The sequence below is a fragment of the Lacunimicrobium album genome, assembly GCF_052161635.1.
GTDB lineage: Bacteria > Planctomycetota > Planctomycetia > Planctomycetales > Planctomycetaceae > SXPC01.
Window position 1 is genome coordinate 2,336,597 of the sequence record NZ_CP197413.1, and the last position, 15,068, is coordinate 2,351,664.

At 56.3% G+C, this 15,068-nt stretch carries 12 protein-coding genes; 6 read left to right on the forward strand and 6 right to left on the reverse strand.

Annotated features, from left to right (window positions below):
• Positions 1 to 254: 254 nt before the first annotated feature.
• Together SH248x_RS09240 and SH248x_RS09245 are read left to right on the forward strand one after the other, a co-directional pair.
• Positions 255 to 1,169, forward strand: coding sequence for a hypothetical protein (locus SH248x_RS09240; RefSeq protein ID WP_459558246.1), 915 nt, complete (start codon positions 255 to 257; stop codon positions 1,167 to 1,169).
• A gap of 148 nt (positions 1,170 to 1,317) precedes the next feature.
• Complete coding sequence (locus SH248x_RS09245) at positions 1,318 to 1,803, forward strand: VOC family protein (RefSeq protein ID WP_459558247.1); 486 nt, start codon at positions 1,318 to 1,320, stop codon at positions 1,801 to 1,803.
• A 34-nt stretch (positions 1,804 to 1,837) separates the two neighbouring features.
• Here SH248x_RS09245 and SH248x_RS09250 read toward each other — a convergent pair whose 3' ends face one another.
• Positions 1,838 to 2,233 (reverse strand): hypothetical protein, encoded by a 396-nt coding sequence (locus SH248x_RS09250; protein ID WP_459558248.1) that lies wholly within the window; start codon positions 2,231 to 2,233, stop codon positions 1,838 to 1,840.
• 63 nt (positions 2,234 to 2,296) lie between these two features.
• Between SH248x_RS09250 and SH248x_RS09255 the strand changes: the two genes are divergently transcribed.
• Positions 2,297 to 2,992, forward strand: a complete 696-nt coding sequence (locus SH248x_RS09255) for a DUF2306 domain-containing protein (RefSeq protein WP_459558249.1) — start codon at positions 2,297 to 2,299, stop codon at positions 2,990 to 2,992.
• Here the strand turns inward: SH248x_RS09255 and SH248x_RS09260 are convergent.
• The 3 genes from SH248x_RS09260 to SH248x_RS09270 form a co-directional block, all read right to left on the reverse strand.
• Positions 2,933 to 3,670, reverse strand: a complete 738-nt coding sequence (locus SH248x_RS09260) for a DUF1559 family PulG-like putative transporter (protein WP_459558250.1) — start codon at positions 3,668 to 3,670, stop codon at positions 2,933 to 2,935. The genes SH248x_RS09255 and SH248x_RS09260 overlap by 60 nt on opposite strands.
• Positions 3,671 to 4,249: 579 nt before the next feature.
• Positions 4,250 to 5,164: a restriction endonuclease gene (locus SH248x_RS09265; protein WP_459558251.1), complete on the reverse strand. Its 915-nt coding sequence runs from the start codon at positions 5,162 to 5,164 to the stop codon at positions 4,250 to 4,252.
• A 30-nt stretch (positions 5,165 to 5,194) separates the two neighbouring features.
• The gene (locus SH248x_RS09270) at positions 5,195 to 6,475 is read right to left on the reverse strand and encodes an adenylosuccinate synthase (protein WP_459558252.1); all 1,281 of its coding nucleotides are present in this window, start codon (positions 6,473 to 6,475) and stop codon (positions 5,195 to 5,197) included.
• Positions 6,476 to 6,688: 213 nt separating this feature from the next.
• On the opposite strand from SH248x_RS09270, the gene SH248x_RS09275 reads away from it, so the two are divergent.
• Both SH248x_RS09275 and SH248x_RS09280 read left to right on the forward strand, forming a co-directional pair.
• Positions 6,689 to 6,895 (forward strand): hypothetical protein, encoded by a 207-nt coding sequence (locus SH248x_RS09275; RefSeq protein WP_459558253.1) that lies wholly within the window; start codon positions 6,689 to 6,691, stop codon positions 6,893 to 6,895.
• 250 nt (positions 6,896 to 7,145) lie between these two features.
• On the forward strand, positions 7,146 to 7,850 hold the full coding sequence (locus tag SH248x_RS09280) for a DUF1559 domain-containing protein (protein WP_459558254.1): 705 nt from the start codon (positions 7,146 to 7,148) through the stop codon (positions 7,848 to 7,850).
• Between the two features lie 112 nt (positions 7,851 to 7,962).
• On the opposite strand, the gene SH248x_RS09285 is transcribed toward SH248x_RS09280, so the two are convergent.
• Together SH248x_RS09285 and SH248x_RS09290 are read right to left on the reverse strand one after the other, a co-directional pair.
• The gene (locus SH248x_RS09285) at positions 7,963 to 8,637 is read right to left on the reverse strand and encodes a DUF2306 domain-containing protein (RefSeq protein WP_459558255.1); all 675 of its coding nucleotides are present in this window, start codon (positions 8,635 to 8,637) and stop codon (positions 7,963 to 7,965) included.
• A 405-nt stretch (positions 8,638 to 9,042) separates the two neighbouring features.
• On the reverse strand, positions 9,043 to 13,833 hold the full coding sequence (locus SH248x_RS09290) for an outer membrane protein assembly factor BamB family protein (RefSeq protein WP_459558256.1): 4,791 nt from the start codon (positions 13,831 to 13,833) through the stop codon (positions 9,043 to 9,045).
• A 230-nt stretch (positions 13,834 to 14,063) separates the two neighbouring features.
• Here SH248x_RS09290 and SH248x_RS09295 point away from each other — a divergent pair, with 230 nt between their 5' ends.
• Entirely contained in the window at positions 14,064 to 15,032 is a 969-nt protein-coding gene (locus SH248x_RS09295; protein WP_459558257.1) for an endonuclease/exonuclease/phosphatase family protein, read from the forward strand.
• The last annotated feature ends 36 nt before the right edge of the window (positions 15,033 to 15,068 follow it).

Sequence of the window (15,068 nt, forward strand, 5' to 3'; positions counted from 1 at the left end):
GAAATCTGGCTGTGTAGTGAAGCTGATCGGATTTCATTCTCAGGGGGAACGAATTGATTTCCTGCGCAGGGGAACTGTGGAAAAGCGCACAAAAGCAGTTGCGATACAGACTCTGGATGCATTCATGACCGGTCTGGGCATCTGGCATTGTGGTTGTGGCAACCAGATATATCTAGTATTACTGATGCGATACGGTATAGTCATCGACACCGTTTTCCACGTCTTCACATTTCCTGCACAGGAAGGGCTCGTGTATGTCGACGCCACGTTCGGATCGTTCGTCTTCTCGTCCGGGGTTGCCACGGAAAGCGTCTGCATCGGGTTCCAAACCGCCAGTGGCTGGGGCGTCGGTGAAGAGGAAGAAGGTCGGAATTGACGGGAAGCCTGCGAAGAAGAAGTCGTCTTCGTCGAATGATTCGATGACAGTGGTGGCGATTGTGGGCGGGTCGGTCGTGGCATTGCTGGTGCTGGTGGGCGGGATTTATGCAGTGACTTCGAGTGGAGTGCTCAACGGGTCGAGTGAGACGAAGGAAGTGAAGCTGGCGACGTTCGAGACGGCCCGGCCTGCCAAAGAGAAGACGCTGATTGTCATGAAGTGGCAGATGCCCGACAACTGGAAGATGACCGATAGCGGCATCGAGAATGGACGCTGGCCATGGGCGATGCTGAAGACGGATCGCGGCGATACGGTCAGACTGAAACACAACCGCTCGCTGATGGACAAGGCCGAGGGAGGGGGCATGGCTTCCCTGCTGGAAGACGATCCGGCTGCGCTCGTTCGCGATGCCCACCACCGTTACAAGATTAACGTTGGCGATGAATACTCGGAGTTTCAGGAGACAGCCGAGCAGACGGTCCCCGGCAAGATGTATCCGGTCGCGTTCGCGGATTTCACTTACAAAGGGATGTTGGGAACAGTTCATGGCATTCACCTGACGACCCTGGGCGGGATCGATCCGGCGATTGTGTGGATCGAGTGCAGCGAGAACGAGCGGGATATCTATCGTCCGGTTCTGCAGCAGTTGGCAGGGTCGATCGAGTATTACGATCCGAGTGACGACGAAGAGAACAATCAAATGGCAGCGGGTGGAGCAGGGGCTGGTGAGGGAGCGGCCGGTGAGGATGAGATGGCGGATGAGGAAATGGAAGAGGAGCCTGCTCAGAATTGAGGGTTGGGGACTTCTGAGGTGTCCAACCCCAGTCACGGTTGACGGGTGGCCATGGGATGTCGCGACCGTTGATTTTCATCGTGGTGATCGAAGACAATTGACATGATGAGATGATAACTGGTTCCCAACTCTGAATGGAGCATCCCTCATGTCAACGCCTGCCAAGAATACGATCTGCATCTGGTACAACACGGACGCTGAGGAAGCGGCGAAGTTCTATGCTCAGACGTTCCCGGACTCTGAGGTGAAGGCGGTTCACCTGGCACCGGGGGATTTTCCGTCGGGTGAGAAGGGGCAGGTGTTGACGGTCGAGTTCACGGTGCTGGGGATTCCCTGCCTGGGGCTCAACGGCGGGCCTGCATTTCCGCATACGGAAGCGTTCTCGTTCCAGGTCGCGACAACGACCCAGGAAGAGACGGATCGTTACTGGAATACGATCGTCAATAACGGCGGGGTCGAGAGTGCGTGTGGCTGGTGCAAAGACAAATGGGGCATCAACTGGCAGATCACGCCGATCGTCTTATCGCAGGCGGTGACGTCGAAAGATCCCGCGGTTGCTCAGCGGGCGTTTGAAGCGATGATGACGATGGGGAAGATCGATATCGCGAGGATTGAGGCGGCGGTGAAGGGGTAGGCGGCGATCTGTTGAAGCCTTGCGCACATTTCGATCAATCAGCCCACCCAAACCGCCGCCCTTCCACGCGCTGGCCCGCGAGAATCACCTCCAATGTCCATAGGTGATTCGACCAGTCGTCCAGTGCCGAACCGTCGAAGCGAGTGAGTATTCCCTTTAAGAATGTCGTCACTTCATTTTCGATCTCAACTCGTGAGGAGATGTCGACACCCACCCAAACAGCCGGTTCTCTACCAAAGCGTTTGAAAATGTCCGCGAGTTTCTCTTGTTCAATTTCGACAGCCGCATCGTTATAGAACCCGATGTGAAGCAAAGTAGATTTTCCATCGGACAGGTACCATTCCCCGAGGGAGAATTCATACAGACTGTCGAGGTAGTCTCGAACCTCTTGCTCAGTCGTATTTCGTAGCAAGGCAAAAACAGATCTCATATGATCATTTTTTCACAATTCATCTGAGAGAGCAAACAGAGTTGCATTTGATCTGGAAAGAAGATGGGCCTGAAGAAACATATCTTGAGGAAGCCGTGGTGGATCCTGATGCTGGTGGTCGGGATGCTGGCCCTGAAGATCAGCTTTGATGTGTTGTTGCGGTATCCGGATTACTTTCCGCCGGACTTTCGGTCGCAGTATCTGGCGGGGCGTGAGGACTACTTCTGGGGGTGGTATCGGTGGGCGTTCTGGACGCATATTGTGTCCGGGCCGGCTGCGCTGGTGTTGGGTGTTGTGCTGTTGAATGACTGGTTTCGTAACCGGTTTGCGCGATGGCATCGCTGGCTGGGACAGGTGCAGGTGGTGAATCAGCTGGCGTTGATGGTGCCGAGCGGATTTGCGATCGCGTTTTATGCGGTCGCTGGACGGCAGGCGGTGGTCAGTTTCCTCGTGCTATCGGTGTTGACAGGGGGAACGATCGCGATGGGGTGGCGGTCTGCGGTGCAACGTCGCTACGCGGAGCATCGACGCTGGATGCTGCGAAATGTGGCGCTGTTGTTTTCAGCCGTAATGCTGAGAGCCTCGATTGGGGCGGCGTCTGTGTTTCGATTCGATCCTGACTGGCTGGACCCGGTGCTGACGTGGGGAAGCTGGTTGTTGCCGCTGGTGTTGGTGGAGTTGTCGTTCTACGCGAGGCGACTAAAAGTCTTTCACGACCTCGCCGCCGTTGATCGTCAGGAGAGCCTGACGGGTCGGTAAGGGAAGGTCTTCTGAAAGCGCACGAATGCTTCCGTCACCTAAGCTGGTCCAGATGATTCCTCGATGTGATTTGGGAGTCTTCGGGCCGAAGGAGAGGAACAGTGTGTCATCCGTATCGACGGGGCTCATCCACTCGACGGTCTGCTTGTCGTTGACTTCCATCATAATGACGGTGTTGCTAAGACCGTCTCGAATGTCGCTGAACTTGCGAGGAACGCCATCGAGGGAGAAGGCATAATTGTCGCCGACGATCGCCAGGTAGCTGGTGTGGTTGGAGGGAGCAGGGTTGGCAGGGCAGCGGTAGACCGAGAGAGACTGCTGGCGGGCAAAGTCGTTGACGGGGGCGTCCCATGGCTTGGTGAGGTCGATCTTGTCGTAGAGATCCTTCTGTTCGAGAAAGGGGAGAAGGAGGACACGCCAGCTGTGGAGTTTCTTACCATCCGCGTCGATCGTGAACGCCGGGGGCATCGCGCCGTAAGTATCGTGATAGTTGTGAACAGCCATCATGATCGCTTTCAGATTATTCTTACATGATGACCGTCGAGCTGATCCGCGCGACTGGCCGACCGATGGCATAAACATCAGGACCAGAAAGAAGAGGATCGCCAGGCCGATCAGAACCGTAACGATGTTCTCGATGGTCGAACCGTTGCGACGCGTGAGGGAGTGAGTGGGCATGTCCTGGCCTCTGGGAGATGTGTGTTGGCGTTGATATGTTCCAATGAACATTCTACCGCAGGGACGCGAGTTGGTCATGCAGAAAATTGCATGAGGCACTTCGGGAGCCCCATCCGTCCCGGGTGAGAGTGGGGGCCGGGACGGGTGCCTGGGGACGGGTGGTGTGCGACGGGTGGTCCAGCCGTTCATGGCTGGATCGGCGCAGCCGACAAGATGCGTCACCATACGCATCCAGGTACACTCACAGCGTCAGTTGGAAATGGAATCACCTGACACTCGGGTGCCACTGGCTTTGCCAGTGTCTTCAATCCGCGTGAAACCAGAGAAAAGCAACAAAGTCTTTTTCAGAACAGAATGTCGAGCACCGTTCGGCACTGGCACAGCCAGTGGCACCCGAGGGGGGATAGCGAATGACGTAGTAACGTTGAGTGAGGCCGCATGGCGCTGGCTTCTTGTGAGCTGCGCTCACCCAGCCATGAACGGCTGGGCCACCCGGACCAATGCATCCGTCCTGACCCCGGCACTTGGTTGGGACGGATGGGTGGGTTGAAAGGGGTGAGAAGAATGCGTGACATGAACTTACTTTGCAAGTTCAATAAGTGGTTTGTATGCCTCAGCGGTCTCGCCGGTGTGACGCAGCTTTGCACGTAAAGCGTCTTGCAAAGTCCATTGATGTTCAAGGATAAGAATTAGGTCATGTCCACTCATAGCAATTAGATTAGCTTTCCTTCCGATCTGAAGCGTAGTAGTTGCGAGGTCACTAAAGCCATTCATGGAAATAAACAGTCCTCGCGTCCAATCGCTTTTTTCCGCCTTGCCTCGTAGCACCAGCAGATCGGCAGTATTGGCTGGACTTTTTCGCCAACGTGCTTCTACAAGAAACGTGTCACCTTGCCATTCGAATGATCCGTCGATTTGCTCCCCAAGAATTCTAAATGATCCTCGTGGATCTAAGCCGTGAACTGTGAAGAAGTCGTTAAGAAACGGTTCGAACGCCAGGCCACGTTTCTGCGTGTCGGACTCGGAAAACAATGAGATGAATCGTAGTCTCAGTTTTTCGACTTCGGCTGGCGTTGCAACCGTTGGCTTTTGTGGCGACGATACGGGCTCTTTTGCAGCAAGTGGCAATCCATCGAGGAACTGACGATCGTTCAATTGGGGAATCTTGAACTGCACTTTCAAAAGACTTCGGTTGATCCTCTCGATCTCATCTCTTGTCACCGAGTTGCCTTTACGGGATTTGTAGTTAATGCCTTCTTGAACGACGGCTACAATCATGTCACAAAAGGATCCGCGACGATTTTCCAGCACACTGCGGAGAAAGATCGGAATCGACTGTTTCTTGCTACTGCCGTCAGGCCAGCATTCACGCACGCCACAGCGTTGGGCGACATCGGGCCAAGTTATGGTCGAGAAAGTTGCAGGCAGAAAATCGTACAACGACTCTGCGAGTTCAGCAACCGCCTGCGATTCGACCATCGATAGTGTAGGCATGGCCCGAGCCTCGTTTAATTATTGATATCGTCAATCCAAAATCGTCTGTGCCCTATCTGGCCCCACGCTGACGATGTGCACTGGTTTCTGCATGATCTCGGCGACGGTGTCGACGTAGGCTCTCGCTCCGGCGGGGAGGTCTTTGAGTTTGGTGACGCCCGTGATGTCGGTTTGCCAGCCCTGGACGGTGCGGTAGATTGGTTTTGCGGCGGCGAGGTCTTCGACGTGGCTGGGGAAGTTCTGGGTGCGCTGGCCGTTGATTTCGTAGGCTTCGCAGATTTTGACTTCCGGGAGTTTGCTCAGGACGTCGAGGAGCATCAACGCGATGCAGTCGACGCCGGAGACCATGGCTCCGTAGCGGGTTGCGACGGCGTCGAACCAGCCGCAGCGTCGTGGGCGGCCGGTGACGGTACCGAATTCGTTGCCTTCTTTGCGGATGTGCTCGCCGGTTTCATCGAGCAGTTCGGTGGGGCAGGGGCCGCCGCCGACGCGGGTCGTGTAGGCTTTGACGACGCCGATCATGCGGGTGATGAGGCGTTCTGGCAGGCCCGAGCCGTTGTGGATCCCGGCTCCCGAGCTGTTGGAGCTGGTGACGTAGGGGAAGGTGCCGTGGTCGAGGTCGAGCAGCGAGCCCTGGGCCCCTTCGAACAGCAGCGACTTGCCTTCGCCGACGGCGTTGTGCAGGTAGCTGGTCGTGTCGATGATGTTGTTTCTGAGCTGGTCAGTGTAGCTCATGTAGTTGTTGTAGATTTCGTCGAGCTTGAACGGGACGAAGTCGGGATCGAGAGCCGAGAGCATCTGGTTTTTGAACTCGAGGATCTCCGTGAGACGCTTCTTGAAGGTCGCAGGACGGAGGAGATCCCCCATGCGGATCGCGTGAGACCGGCCGGCTTTTTCGCGGTAGCAGGTGCCGATGCCGCGCATGGTCGTGCCGATCGCGTCCCCCTTCTGATGTTTCTCGAGGACGGCTTCTTCTGCCATGTGATACGGCATGATGACGTGAGCCCGGTCGGAGATGAGCAGCTGCTTGCCGATCTCGACGCCTTGAGCGCGGACGCCGTCCATTTCCTTGAGCAGGGCCTGCGGGTTGATGACAACGCCGGTCGCGATGACCGAGGTCACGCCGGGGCGGAGAATCCCGGTCGGCAGCAGGGAGAGCTTGTAGGTCTTGCCTTCAAATTTGACGGTGTGTCCGGCGTTGTTGCCACCCTGGTAGCGGACAACGATCTGGTGCTGGTCGGTGAGAAGGTCGACGATTTTCCCTTTGGCTTCGTCGCCCCATTGGAGGCCGATGACTGCAGTAACGGACACGATGTAACCCTTGAAGACAGAAGAGATTGCCACAATGGTCACAGAGAACACGGAGTTTCCGCGCAGCCAATGTGGAGGCAAAGGAGCTATGATAGGTGAATTTTTGGCGTAACGGAAGCGAACGGTGATGTGAGGGGAGAAGATTGATCCGCAGATGAACGCGGACGGACGGAGATAAAACGGGGAGGTTGGGTGGGCACGTGAGAGGTCGTCGTGACCAAAGTCCGGGGTGGCCCAGCCGTTCATGGCTGGGTGAGCAACGCGAACAAGACGCCAGCGCCATGCGGCTTCACTCAACATTACTACGCCATTCGCCATCGCCTCCCCTCGGGTGCCACTGGCTATGCCAGTGCCGAACGGGAATCGACATTCTGTCCTGAAAAAGACTCCACTGCTTTTCTCTGGTTTCACGCGGATTGAAGACACTGGCATAGCCAGTGGCACCCGAGTGGCAGCCATGGACGGCTGGACCAGCCCGAGCGCACCAGCCGTCCGAGCTGCCACCCTCATGAGGTTTGAACCGAGGATGGACGCGGGTGAAACGGGGAGGTTAGGTGGTCGAGTAAAAAAAGTGGCAGCGGAGCCCAACGGAGGGGAGGCTCGTGGCGTAAATTGAACTATACGAAACTATCTGACTCGGATTTCGTTCTACCTCTTCAGGAGACGTTCCATGTTGAAATCACTTGTCTGGGGTGGAACATCGCTGCTGATTGGGCTAGTGCTGGTGGCGATCTTTTTGCCGGAGCGAAGAAATGGTCGTGAAGCGGCGAGGCGAACAACGTGCAAGAACAATCTGAAGCAGATCGGGATCGCGCTGCACAATTACCATGACGAGTATGGCATGTTTCCACCGGCTTACACGGTCGATGCAGAAGGAAATAAGCTGCACAGCTGGCGGACGTTGATACTGCCGTACATGGAACAAGCGGCACTGTATAAGGCGATCGACCTGACCAAGCCCTGGGACGATCCTGTCAATGAGGTTGTTCGACAGACGAGTCTTCCGGTTTATCACTGCCCGTCGAGTGGCGGCAGCGGTGCTCCCAATCACACGAACTACCTGGCGTTTGTCGGCGATGATCTGGCATTCCCTCACGCGAAGTCCCGCACGCAGCAGGACTTCACGGATGGATTGGGCGAGACCATTTTGGTCGTTGACGTCCCGGAACAAAATATGGTGGAATGGATGAGTCCGAATGATGCGGACGAGGAGATGTACCAGTCGTTCCAGCCGGAGTCGGAGATATCGCATAGAGGCGTCGTGCAGATTCTTTTAGGGGATGGAGCCGTGCGAACAGTGACGGTGACTCTTCCCTCAGAGAAGCGTCGGGCTCTGATGACGGTTGGTGGGAATGAGGATGTCGGCGAATTTTGATGGCGGTTGTTTTCTCCTGCGAAAAGCAACTTCCAGAATCGCCAGTAGGGTCCGCTGTGCGGTCCGTTAATGTGTGGTGTCGTCGGAGGAATTTTTAAGCTATGAGAATCGATCAGCACTCGGCGGGGTAGGCAGGGTTGATGGTTGATTGACGGTCCGCACAGCGGACCCTACGAAACGACAGTTCCAGAATCACCAGCGGTACGATCCAGCATCCCCATGTCACCGTCGGGTCCAGCCAGATGGGGTCGTATTCGAGCACCGTTGCGGCTCCGAAGCAGATTCGCAGGATGACAGCCGAGCAGAGCAGGGTGAAGTTTCGTAGCATCCAGCGGCGGTGTTCGGCGATGCGTCTTTGGACGGCGGCTCGCCAGCCCATCGCGATCGTTGTGCCTGTCCATAACGAGAGGATCGCGAAGCTGAATGCTGCTTGGGTTCCTGAGGCGGCGTAGAAGGACATCCAGAACCCGCTGGGGACAAGTAACGCCAGGACGTTGATGGCCTGGAGGCGTCCGAGGAAGCGGTGCCAGGGGCGGTAATGCTTGAGAAACTTTTCATTGATCAGCAGCAGGCCCAGGACGAGTGACACCGGGCCGGCGAAGAGGTGGACCCAGAAGGACCACTGGTAGCTGCCGAAGAAATAGGCTTCGCGGCCGAGAAGGAAGTCGGTCTGGAAGTTGGGCGGGACGTAGTTGCGGTAGTTCAGAACGACGCTGGCGTTGACTTTGAGAATCAACAGCCCCGTGAGCAGGGTGAGGATTCGCCATTGATTCCAGCGGGGATGCATTTGAGAGAGACTTCAGGAGGAGCGAAAACTTAGAATCGGATCAAACGGGTTCAACGTGGTGAGTTGGTTTGTTCGCGTATGGTGACGTGTGTTGTCGGCTACGCCGATCCAGCCATGTGCGACCAATTGAATTGACTGCGTCATTCGCATTCCCGCCTCGGGTGCCACTGGCTGTGCCAGTGCCGAACGGGGATCGACATTCTGTCCTGAAAAAGACTCCGCTGCTTTTCTCTGGTTTCACGCGGATTGAAGACACTGGCATAGCCAGTGGCACCCGAGAGGCAGGCGGATTCGTTTCGAGATGATGTGGTGCGGGTATCTGGGGGCGTATGGCGATGCTTCTTGTCGACTGCGCCGATCCAGCCATGAACGGCTGGACCACCCTGAGCAACCCCTCTGGGTTTGTTAATCGAGGGCGTCGTTGGGGTTGCGGGAGTCGTCGTCGGGGGTTTCTGTTGCGGGGCCGGGTTGGGGGACGGGTTTGGCGTTTTCATCGAGTTGGATGCGGTAGCGGGTGTCGTAGGTGGCCAGTTCGATCGACTGTGCGTGAAGGTCGACGTTGACGGACTGGAAGTTCTCGTAGGTCGTTGTCTTGTAGTCGAGAACATGCTGGCCGGTCGGCTTGGAGATCGCCTGGATTCGCAGTTCGTTGATGAAGATGTCTTCTTTGTTCAGACCGCGACGGTTGATCATGACGAGCAGAGGGCTATTGCGGTACTGGTCGAGGACCAACGTCTGTTGGCGGACATTCTGCGACCACATCACTTTGCGATTGGCGACATCGAGGCCATAGACCTTGCCGGAGAACGTGATGCCGTTGAGATCGTAGTAATTGTTCTGGTAACTGTTGCTGTACGTGTTCGACTTACTGACGACGAGGTAGGCCTGGTCGCCGTCGGGGAGAAGGAACATCTGACGAACGCCGCTGACTTCGGATGCCGGAACCGTGCCAAGATCGAGCAGTGTGCCGGTGGCTAGATCGAGCCTGAGGAGTTCGCGTTCCGTCGTTGCGCTTGCACGTGAAGCTCCCTCGGGAACTCCGGAGAGCAGCAGCAGGGCGTTCTGATCAAGTCTGCCGACATAGTCTTTGAATTCGATCTCCTGCTGCCAGATCGCTTGAAGCGAATAGCTGCCGGTTTCCGGATTGATCGTTGGTTCCCAGCAGGTCACAACGGACGGCTTGTAGAAGCCAAGGAAGGCCCGGTTGTCGACTTTCATCGTGATGAACCGACCATCAACGACGGCGATGATCTGCTCGAACAGAGCAGGGAACAGCTTTTCTGCGAGCTCGGGCTGAGCGACGATCGAACCATCTCTGGGATTGAGAAGACGACTCTCGCCAGGATCATCGGCGAACAAGTAGAGCAAGGAAGGGGTGCCGATGACGGTCGTGCCCAGAGGGATTTTATCGTGCTCCCAGAGGAATTCGCCCGTCGACGGATCGATCGCGATGATCGAGCGTGTGCCGTAGTAGCAGAGCAGGTCAGGCGAGAGATAGGCAATCATGCCCGGGATCGCCTGGGGAGTCATCGACTCCAGCAGATAAGAGACGCCGCGGGTTTGACGCATGAGGTACAAATTGGAATCACGTTCAATGCTGAGTTCATAGGCGCTGACACGGACATGAACCGGATGCGACCACAGCAATGATTTCTCCGACAGCGAGACACAATGCAGATACCCGCCATACGCCAGAATCAGGTTATGGCCGAGATACCAGCCGGACACGTCGCCTTCGTGATAGTAATCGTCGCCGCGAGTCGTGAGGGGGATCGAGGCATAGGTTGTGCCATCTGCCGAGGCGATCACCAGTCGCGACGAACCGACCAGATAATGCATCGCGAAACGATTCGCAGGTGCCTCCGCGATGTTCCGAATGACGACTTCACCTGTCCCGGACTGATAGGAATGTCCGCCCAGTCGGTTCATCGAAAACGACTTGCCACCCCACAGCTGATTGATCGGCTTGATACTTGGTGCTTTCGTCAGCTCGGTTCTGATCGCCTGGACTTCGGGAGATTTCAGGAGCTTACTGTCGACCAGGACATCATCTGTCAGCCGCTTGTAGATGCGTTCTGCCTGAGCGAGGAAGCCTCGGTCGATCAGCTTCCGGGCGTAGAGAACCAGCGTCTGCGAGCGGATCGTTGTGTTGGCAGAATTAATGAGTTTCAAGCAGATGATTTCGGCGTTGCTCCAGTGGCCGATCTCGCTGCTCTCGTCATTCTGATCGGCTTGCGCGAACTGCCGCTTCGCGACTTGCAGCAGGATGGGCTCGAGCAGAGGATGAGTTGAAAGGATGCGAATCAACCGTGACTGGTCTTCGGGTGTGCTGATGTGAGCGGTGATATAGGCGTCGATTAATGACTTGGTTGGTGCATCCGCGGACGAAGCGAGTTCGTGCAGACGCGCTGCGACCCACTGCAATTCGCTGATGCGGATTTCATGGCGAGTATCGAGCTTGATCGGCGTCTCCAGCGGCGAGGCAGCGAGCTTGACCAGATCATGAAACGCGTCGCCACTTTCCCCGCGTGCCAGATGACGCTGGATCTTTAAGCGGGCATACTGGTGCTTCTCTTCATCGCTGCCGATATAGGTTGCCAGCTGATTGAATTCTTCATCGTGGTCTTTAAGGTCCGAGTCGATGATATCAATCAGCGCCGCCATCATCTGCTGGCGGTACTGCAGGGCGAATTCCGCAGGCAGGTCGGGCATGTGAAGCTGCTCCAGACAGGCAACCGCCTTGACGGAATCACCCTGGCTGAAGGCGAGTTGAGCCTGCTTGAGCATCGCCCAGGCGTCGGACGGATTGCGGTCGAGCTTTTCGGCGATCTGGGTCTCGAGTTCCTTGCGGTCTTCGTAGGATGTGAATGCGAACGGCCCGACATGGAACAGATTCCCCTGGTGGAAAAAGAGGTTCCCGATCGCCCGGTACGTCTCACGGAATGGCTGGCTGGTCAGATCGTCGAACGTCCAGCCGGATTCAATCGGCAATCGATACAGCTGGTTCTGAGTCGTCGTAAAACAGATCGAATCGCCCGTGACGACGGGAACGCTCGTCAGGTTGCCGACACGCTGATCAAACGTGAATTCTTTGACAATCCGCTTGCGAACATCCATCGCGACGGCAGTGATGGTGTGAGCACCGCTCAGGAGGATCTGATCGTTGACGACGCCGAGGACTCGTGTGTAATTCTTGCGCGGCATGTCCGAAAAGACTCTCGAACCATCATGAAGATTCAGACAGATGAGGCGATCAAATTCCGGAGCCGCCATGATGACCTTCTTATCGACGATCATCGGGGGACCAGGGGCCCAGCGATCCGACAGCTTGATCAGGTCGGTCATGGCATAATGAAGCTGCTGGTACTCGCGTTCCTGTGGCTGGATGCCGAGATAGCGGTGCATCCAGACGATTTCGTGGGTGTAGAGATCGACTGCAACCAGCCAGCCGACGGTCGTCGGGCAGATGACCAGTCCCTCAGAAACGGCTGGCATGGCGGTCCACCAGCGACGGCCAACGTCTGATTCGATCTTGATGTCCGCATATGCCAGCAGCGTCGACCAGATCGGCTTGCCGGTCGATGGGTCCAGGCAGTACAGGTTGATTTCGCCTTCATTCTCGCCAATGACCAGCAGCGTATTGGCGACCGGCGTCGGAGTTCCCAGGAAGAACGTTCCAGCCAGCGGAAGGTCAAAGGATTCGTTTCTCTTCGAGCCGCCGATCATCCAGCGGACGGAACCATCCTTGATGTTGTAAGCAGAGATTCGATTAGACGACCAGTCGCGGTGAAACTGGTCATTGGACGCAGGAGAGACCTCGCGCCAGAAATTGTTCTCCACATCAGCCGTCAGCACGACTCCTTCCGAGAGGGCAAAGACATTCTGCCCATCCGTCGACAGGGACTGAGAGACATGGTCGCGGAACAGGTAGCTCGTCATCGGGTGAGCCTGAACGGTATGCTCCTGGTCGACGATGAAGTAACTGTAGTCCGATTTCTGTGACCCACGTGAACGCATCCAGGTCTTCGTCGGCTTGCCACACAACTGATGTTCGACGCTGATCAGATCCTGCGATTCCCAGATCTGCTTGCCAGTCTTCAGGTTGTACGCCACGATTCCCTGCAGGTTGCGAATAACCCCGATGTCTCCTGACGTCACGAACTGATGAGTGGGCGGGAAAGCTTCTCCTTCGGTTGTCAGTTGATCGAAAATGATCTCGGTCTCGTCACGGATCTCCGGTTGCTGGGGAATCTCGTTCGACCAGCGTGGCACGAGAATCGGCTCGCCGGTGACAGGTCGAGACAGTCGATCGGGCGTGCCTCCGGGGTAATGAAGTTCGGAAACCATTTTGATCGAGTTGGAATCACCACGATCCAGCCAGGTCAGCCAGTCCGACAGGGACTTCTGCTGCTGGCCTCGCTTAAGAAGGGTTTCGCTCGACAGCCCGGCTTTCTCCAGGAATGCGTCGTAACGCTTGGCATCGCCGAGGAGTTTATAGGCATAGGCGATCTTCAAGCGTCGCTCGTCATCGTTGAGATCAACCAGATTGAAATCGATCAACTGCTCATAGATGCGAACCGCTGACGGGATTTCTCCACGATCGATATTGAAATCGGCTGCCAGCAGTGCGGCTTCACGACCGGCCGGGGTTGCGATGTAGCGACGGGAGACGGCGAGGATCTGCTCGAAATCGCTGTTGGACTTTGCGTCTGCGAGCATCTGAGCGGCCAGTCCCTGATACTGAGACTGATAAAGCTCTTTGACGTCATCGGGGGCAGACAGCAGCATCGCCATGGCTTCTGCTTTGACGGAGATGACGTCCCCCTTCTTATTGGAGACGATCTGGTGAGAATCGTCATCGAGAATGCGCTGCAGCCCGTCGAGGGCATCTTTCCACTGGTCGGACTCCATCAATTTTTTCAGGCTGCGAATCTGCTGATGGGCATCCCGGGCAAAGGGGGCCCGCTGATCGACGTAATCTCGCGCGATCCAGCGATTCGGATCTTCATCCTGTGGAATCAGGTCAGGATTGGGGGCATCGTTCTTCCCCGCACCAGGACGACCGAAGATGTCTTTGATCAGGTCTTTGAACGGATTCTGAGCCGAGGCGGTTGAGACATCGAGTACACACACCGTCACCCCAGACACCATCAAAGTGAACGCCCAGATGAGGCGTTGGACATAAGTCGAAGACACGAAAGCACTCCAGGAGTCTTGTTCATTCGGAAGTCGCATGAGTTCAGTATAATAGCCACGCCGTTGAATGGAATGGGATTTTCTGGGGATCGGCAGAGATGTCCATGCGTCGATGTTCTGCTCAGGAGCCATGTTGACGCCAACTTCCCCTAACGAGTACGATCCCGCCTCGATTCTGGAATTCCGGGATCTTGGACCACTAATTCTCTGTGTCGCAAGGATGCGCCGCCATGACTCCCGTTTCACCGACATCACGGATGACGCCAGCCGCTCGTCTGCGCCGCATCCTGGGATCGGGCGTCATTGCCTGGGTCCTCCTGCTGGGGCTGGTGATCGGATGGGGAGGGAGTCGTCGGGGTGTCGAAGGGGGAGGAGTCTATGAACTCTCCGAGCTGCCACCGCTTGGCGACGATTCCAAAAGCAGCGAAGCTGACCTCTCCGGCATGCTGATGCTTGCTTCTCAATCCCGCGAACTGTCCAATTCCTCGATTCGTATCGGGACCTTCAATATCCACAGCGGGAAAGGTCGCGACGAAGTCTTCGACTTGAAGCGAACAGCGAACACGATTCCCCGACACCTCGATATCGTCTTCCTGCAGGAAGTTCGCAGCGGCCTGTGGGGGTATAGCCCGGATCAGGCGGCCAGCCTGGCTGAGCAACTTTACATGCGAAGCGTTTTCCTGCCTGTCGAAGCCCAATGGTTTCAACCCCACTTTGGCAACGCCTTGCTGTCTCGACGACATCATGATGTCATCGCGACGCTGCCTCTGCCATGTACTCAAGGCAAAAAATACCGCGGAGCGATGCTGACTCGAGTTGTCGTCGACAACATGCCCGTCAATCTGATGGGGGCACACATCGACCTGAGAGTCGATCATGACCGACAGCTGGAAATGGTTCTTTCTGTCTTCGAGAGTCTTGCCTCTCCCAAGGTACTCATCGGCGACCTCAATACGACGCCTGACCAGACCGCGATGATCTCATTTTTTGCCAGAACCGGGTGTCGGAACGTCTTCGCCAGCGAAGGTCATGGACGCGACTGGATGATCATCGATGGCCTGAGGGTTCGCGAATCGGGCATCATCGACCATGGCGGCTCGGATCACGGTCTGCTGTGGGCCGAGTTGGCGGTCGTCAATACACCTGACAAGAACACACCCGGCAAAGTCGCCAGCGAAGAGCCGGGCGTCTTGAAGTAATCGACTCTCTTCCCTCCACACGCTGACGGATCAGCA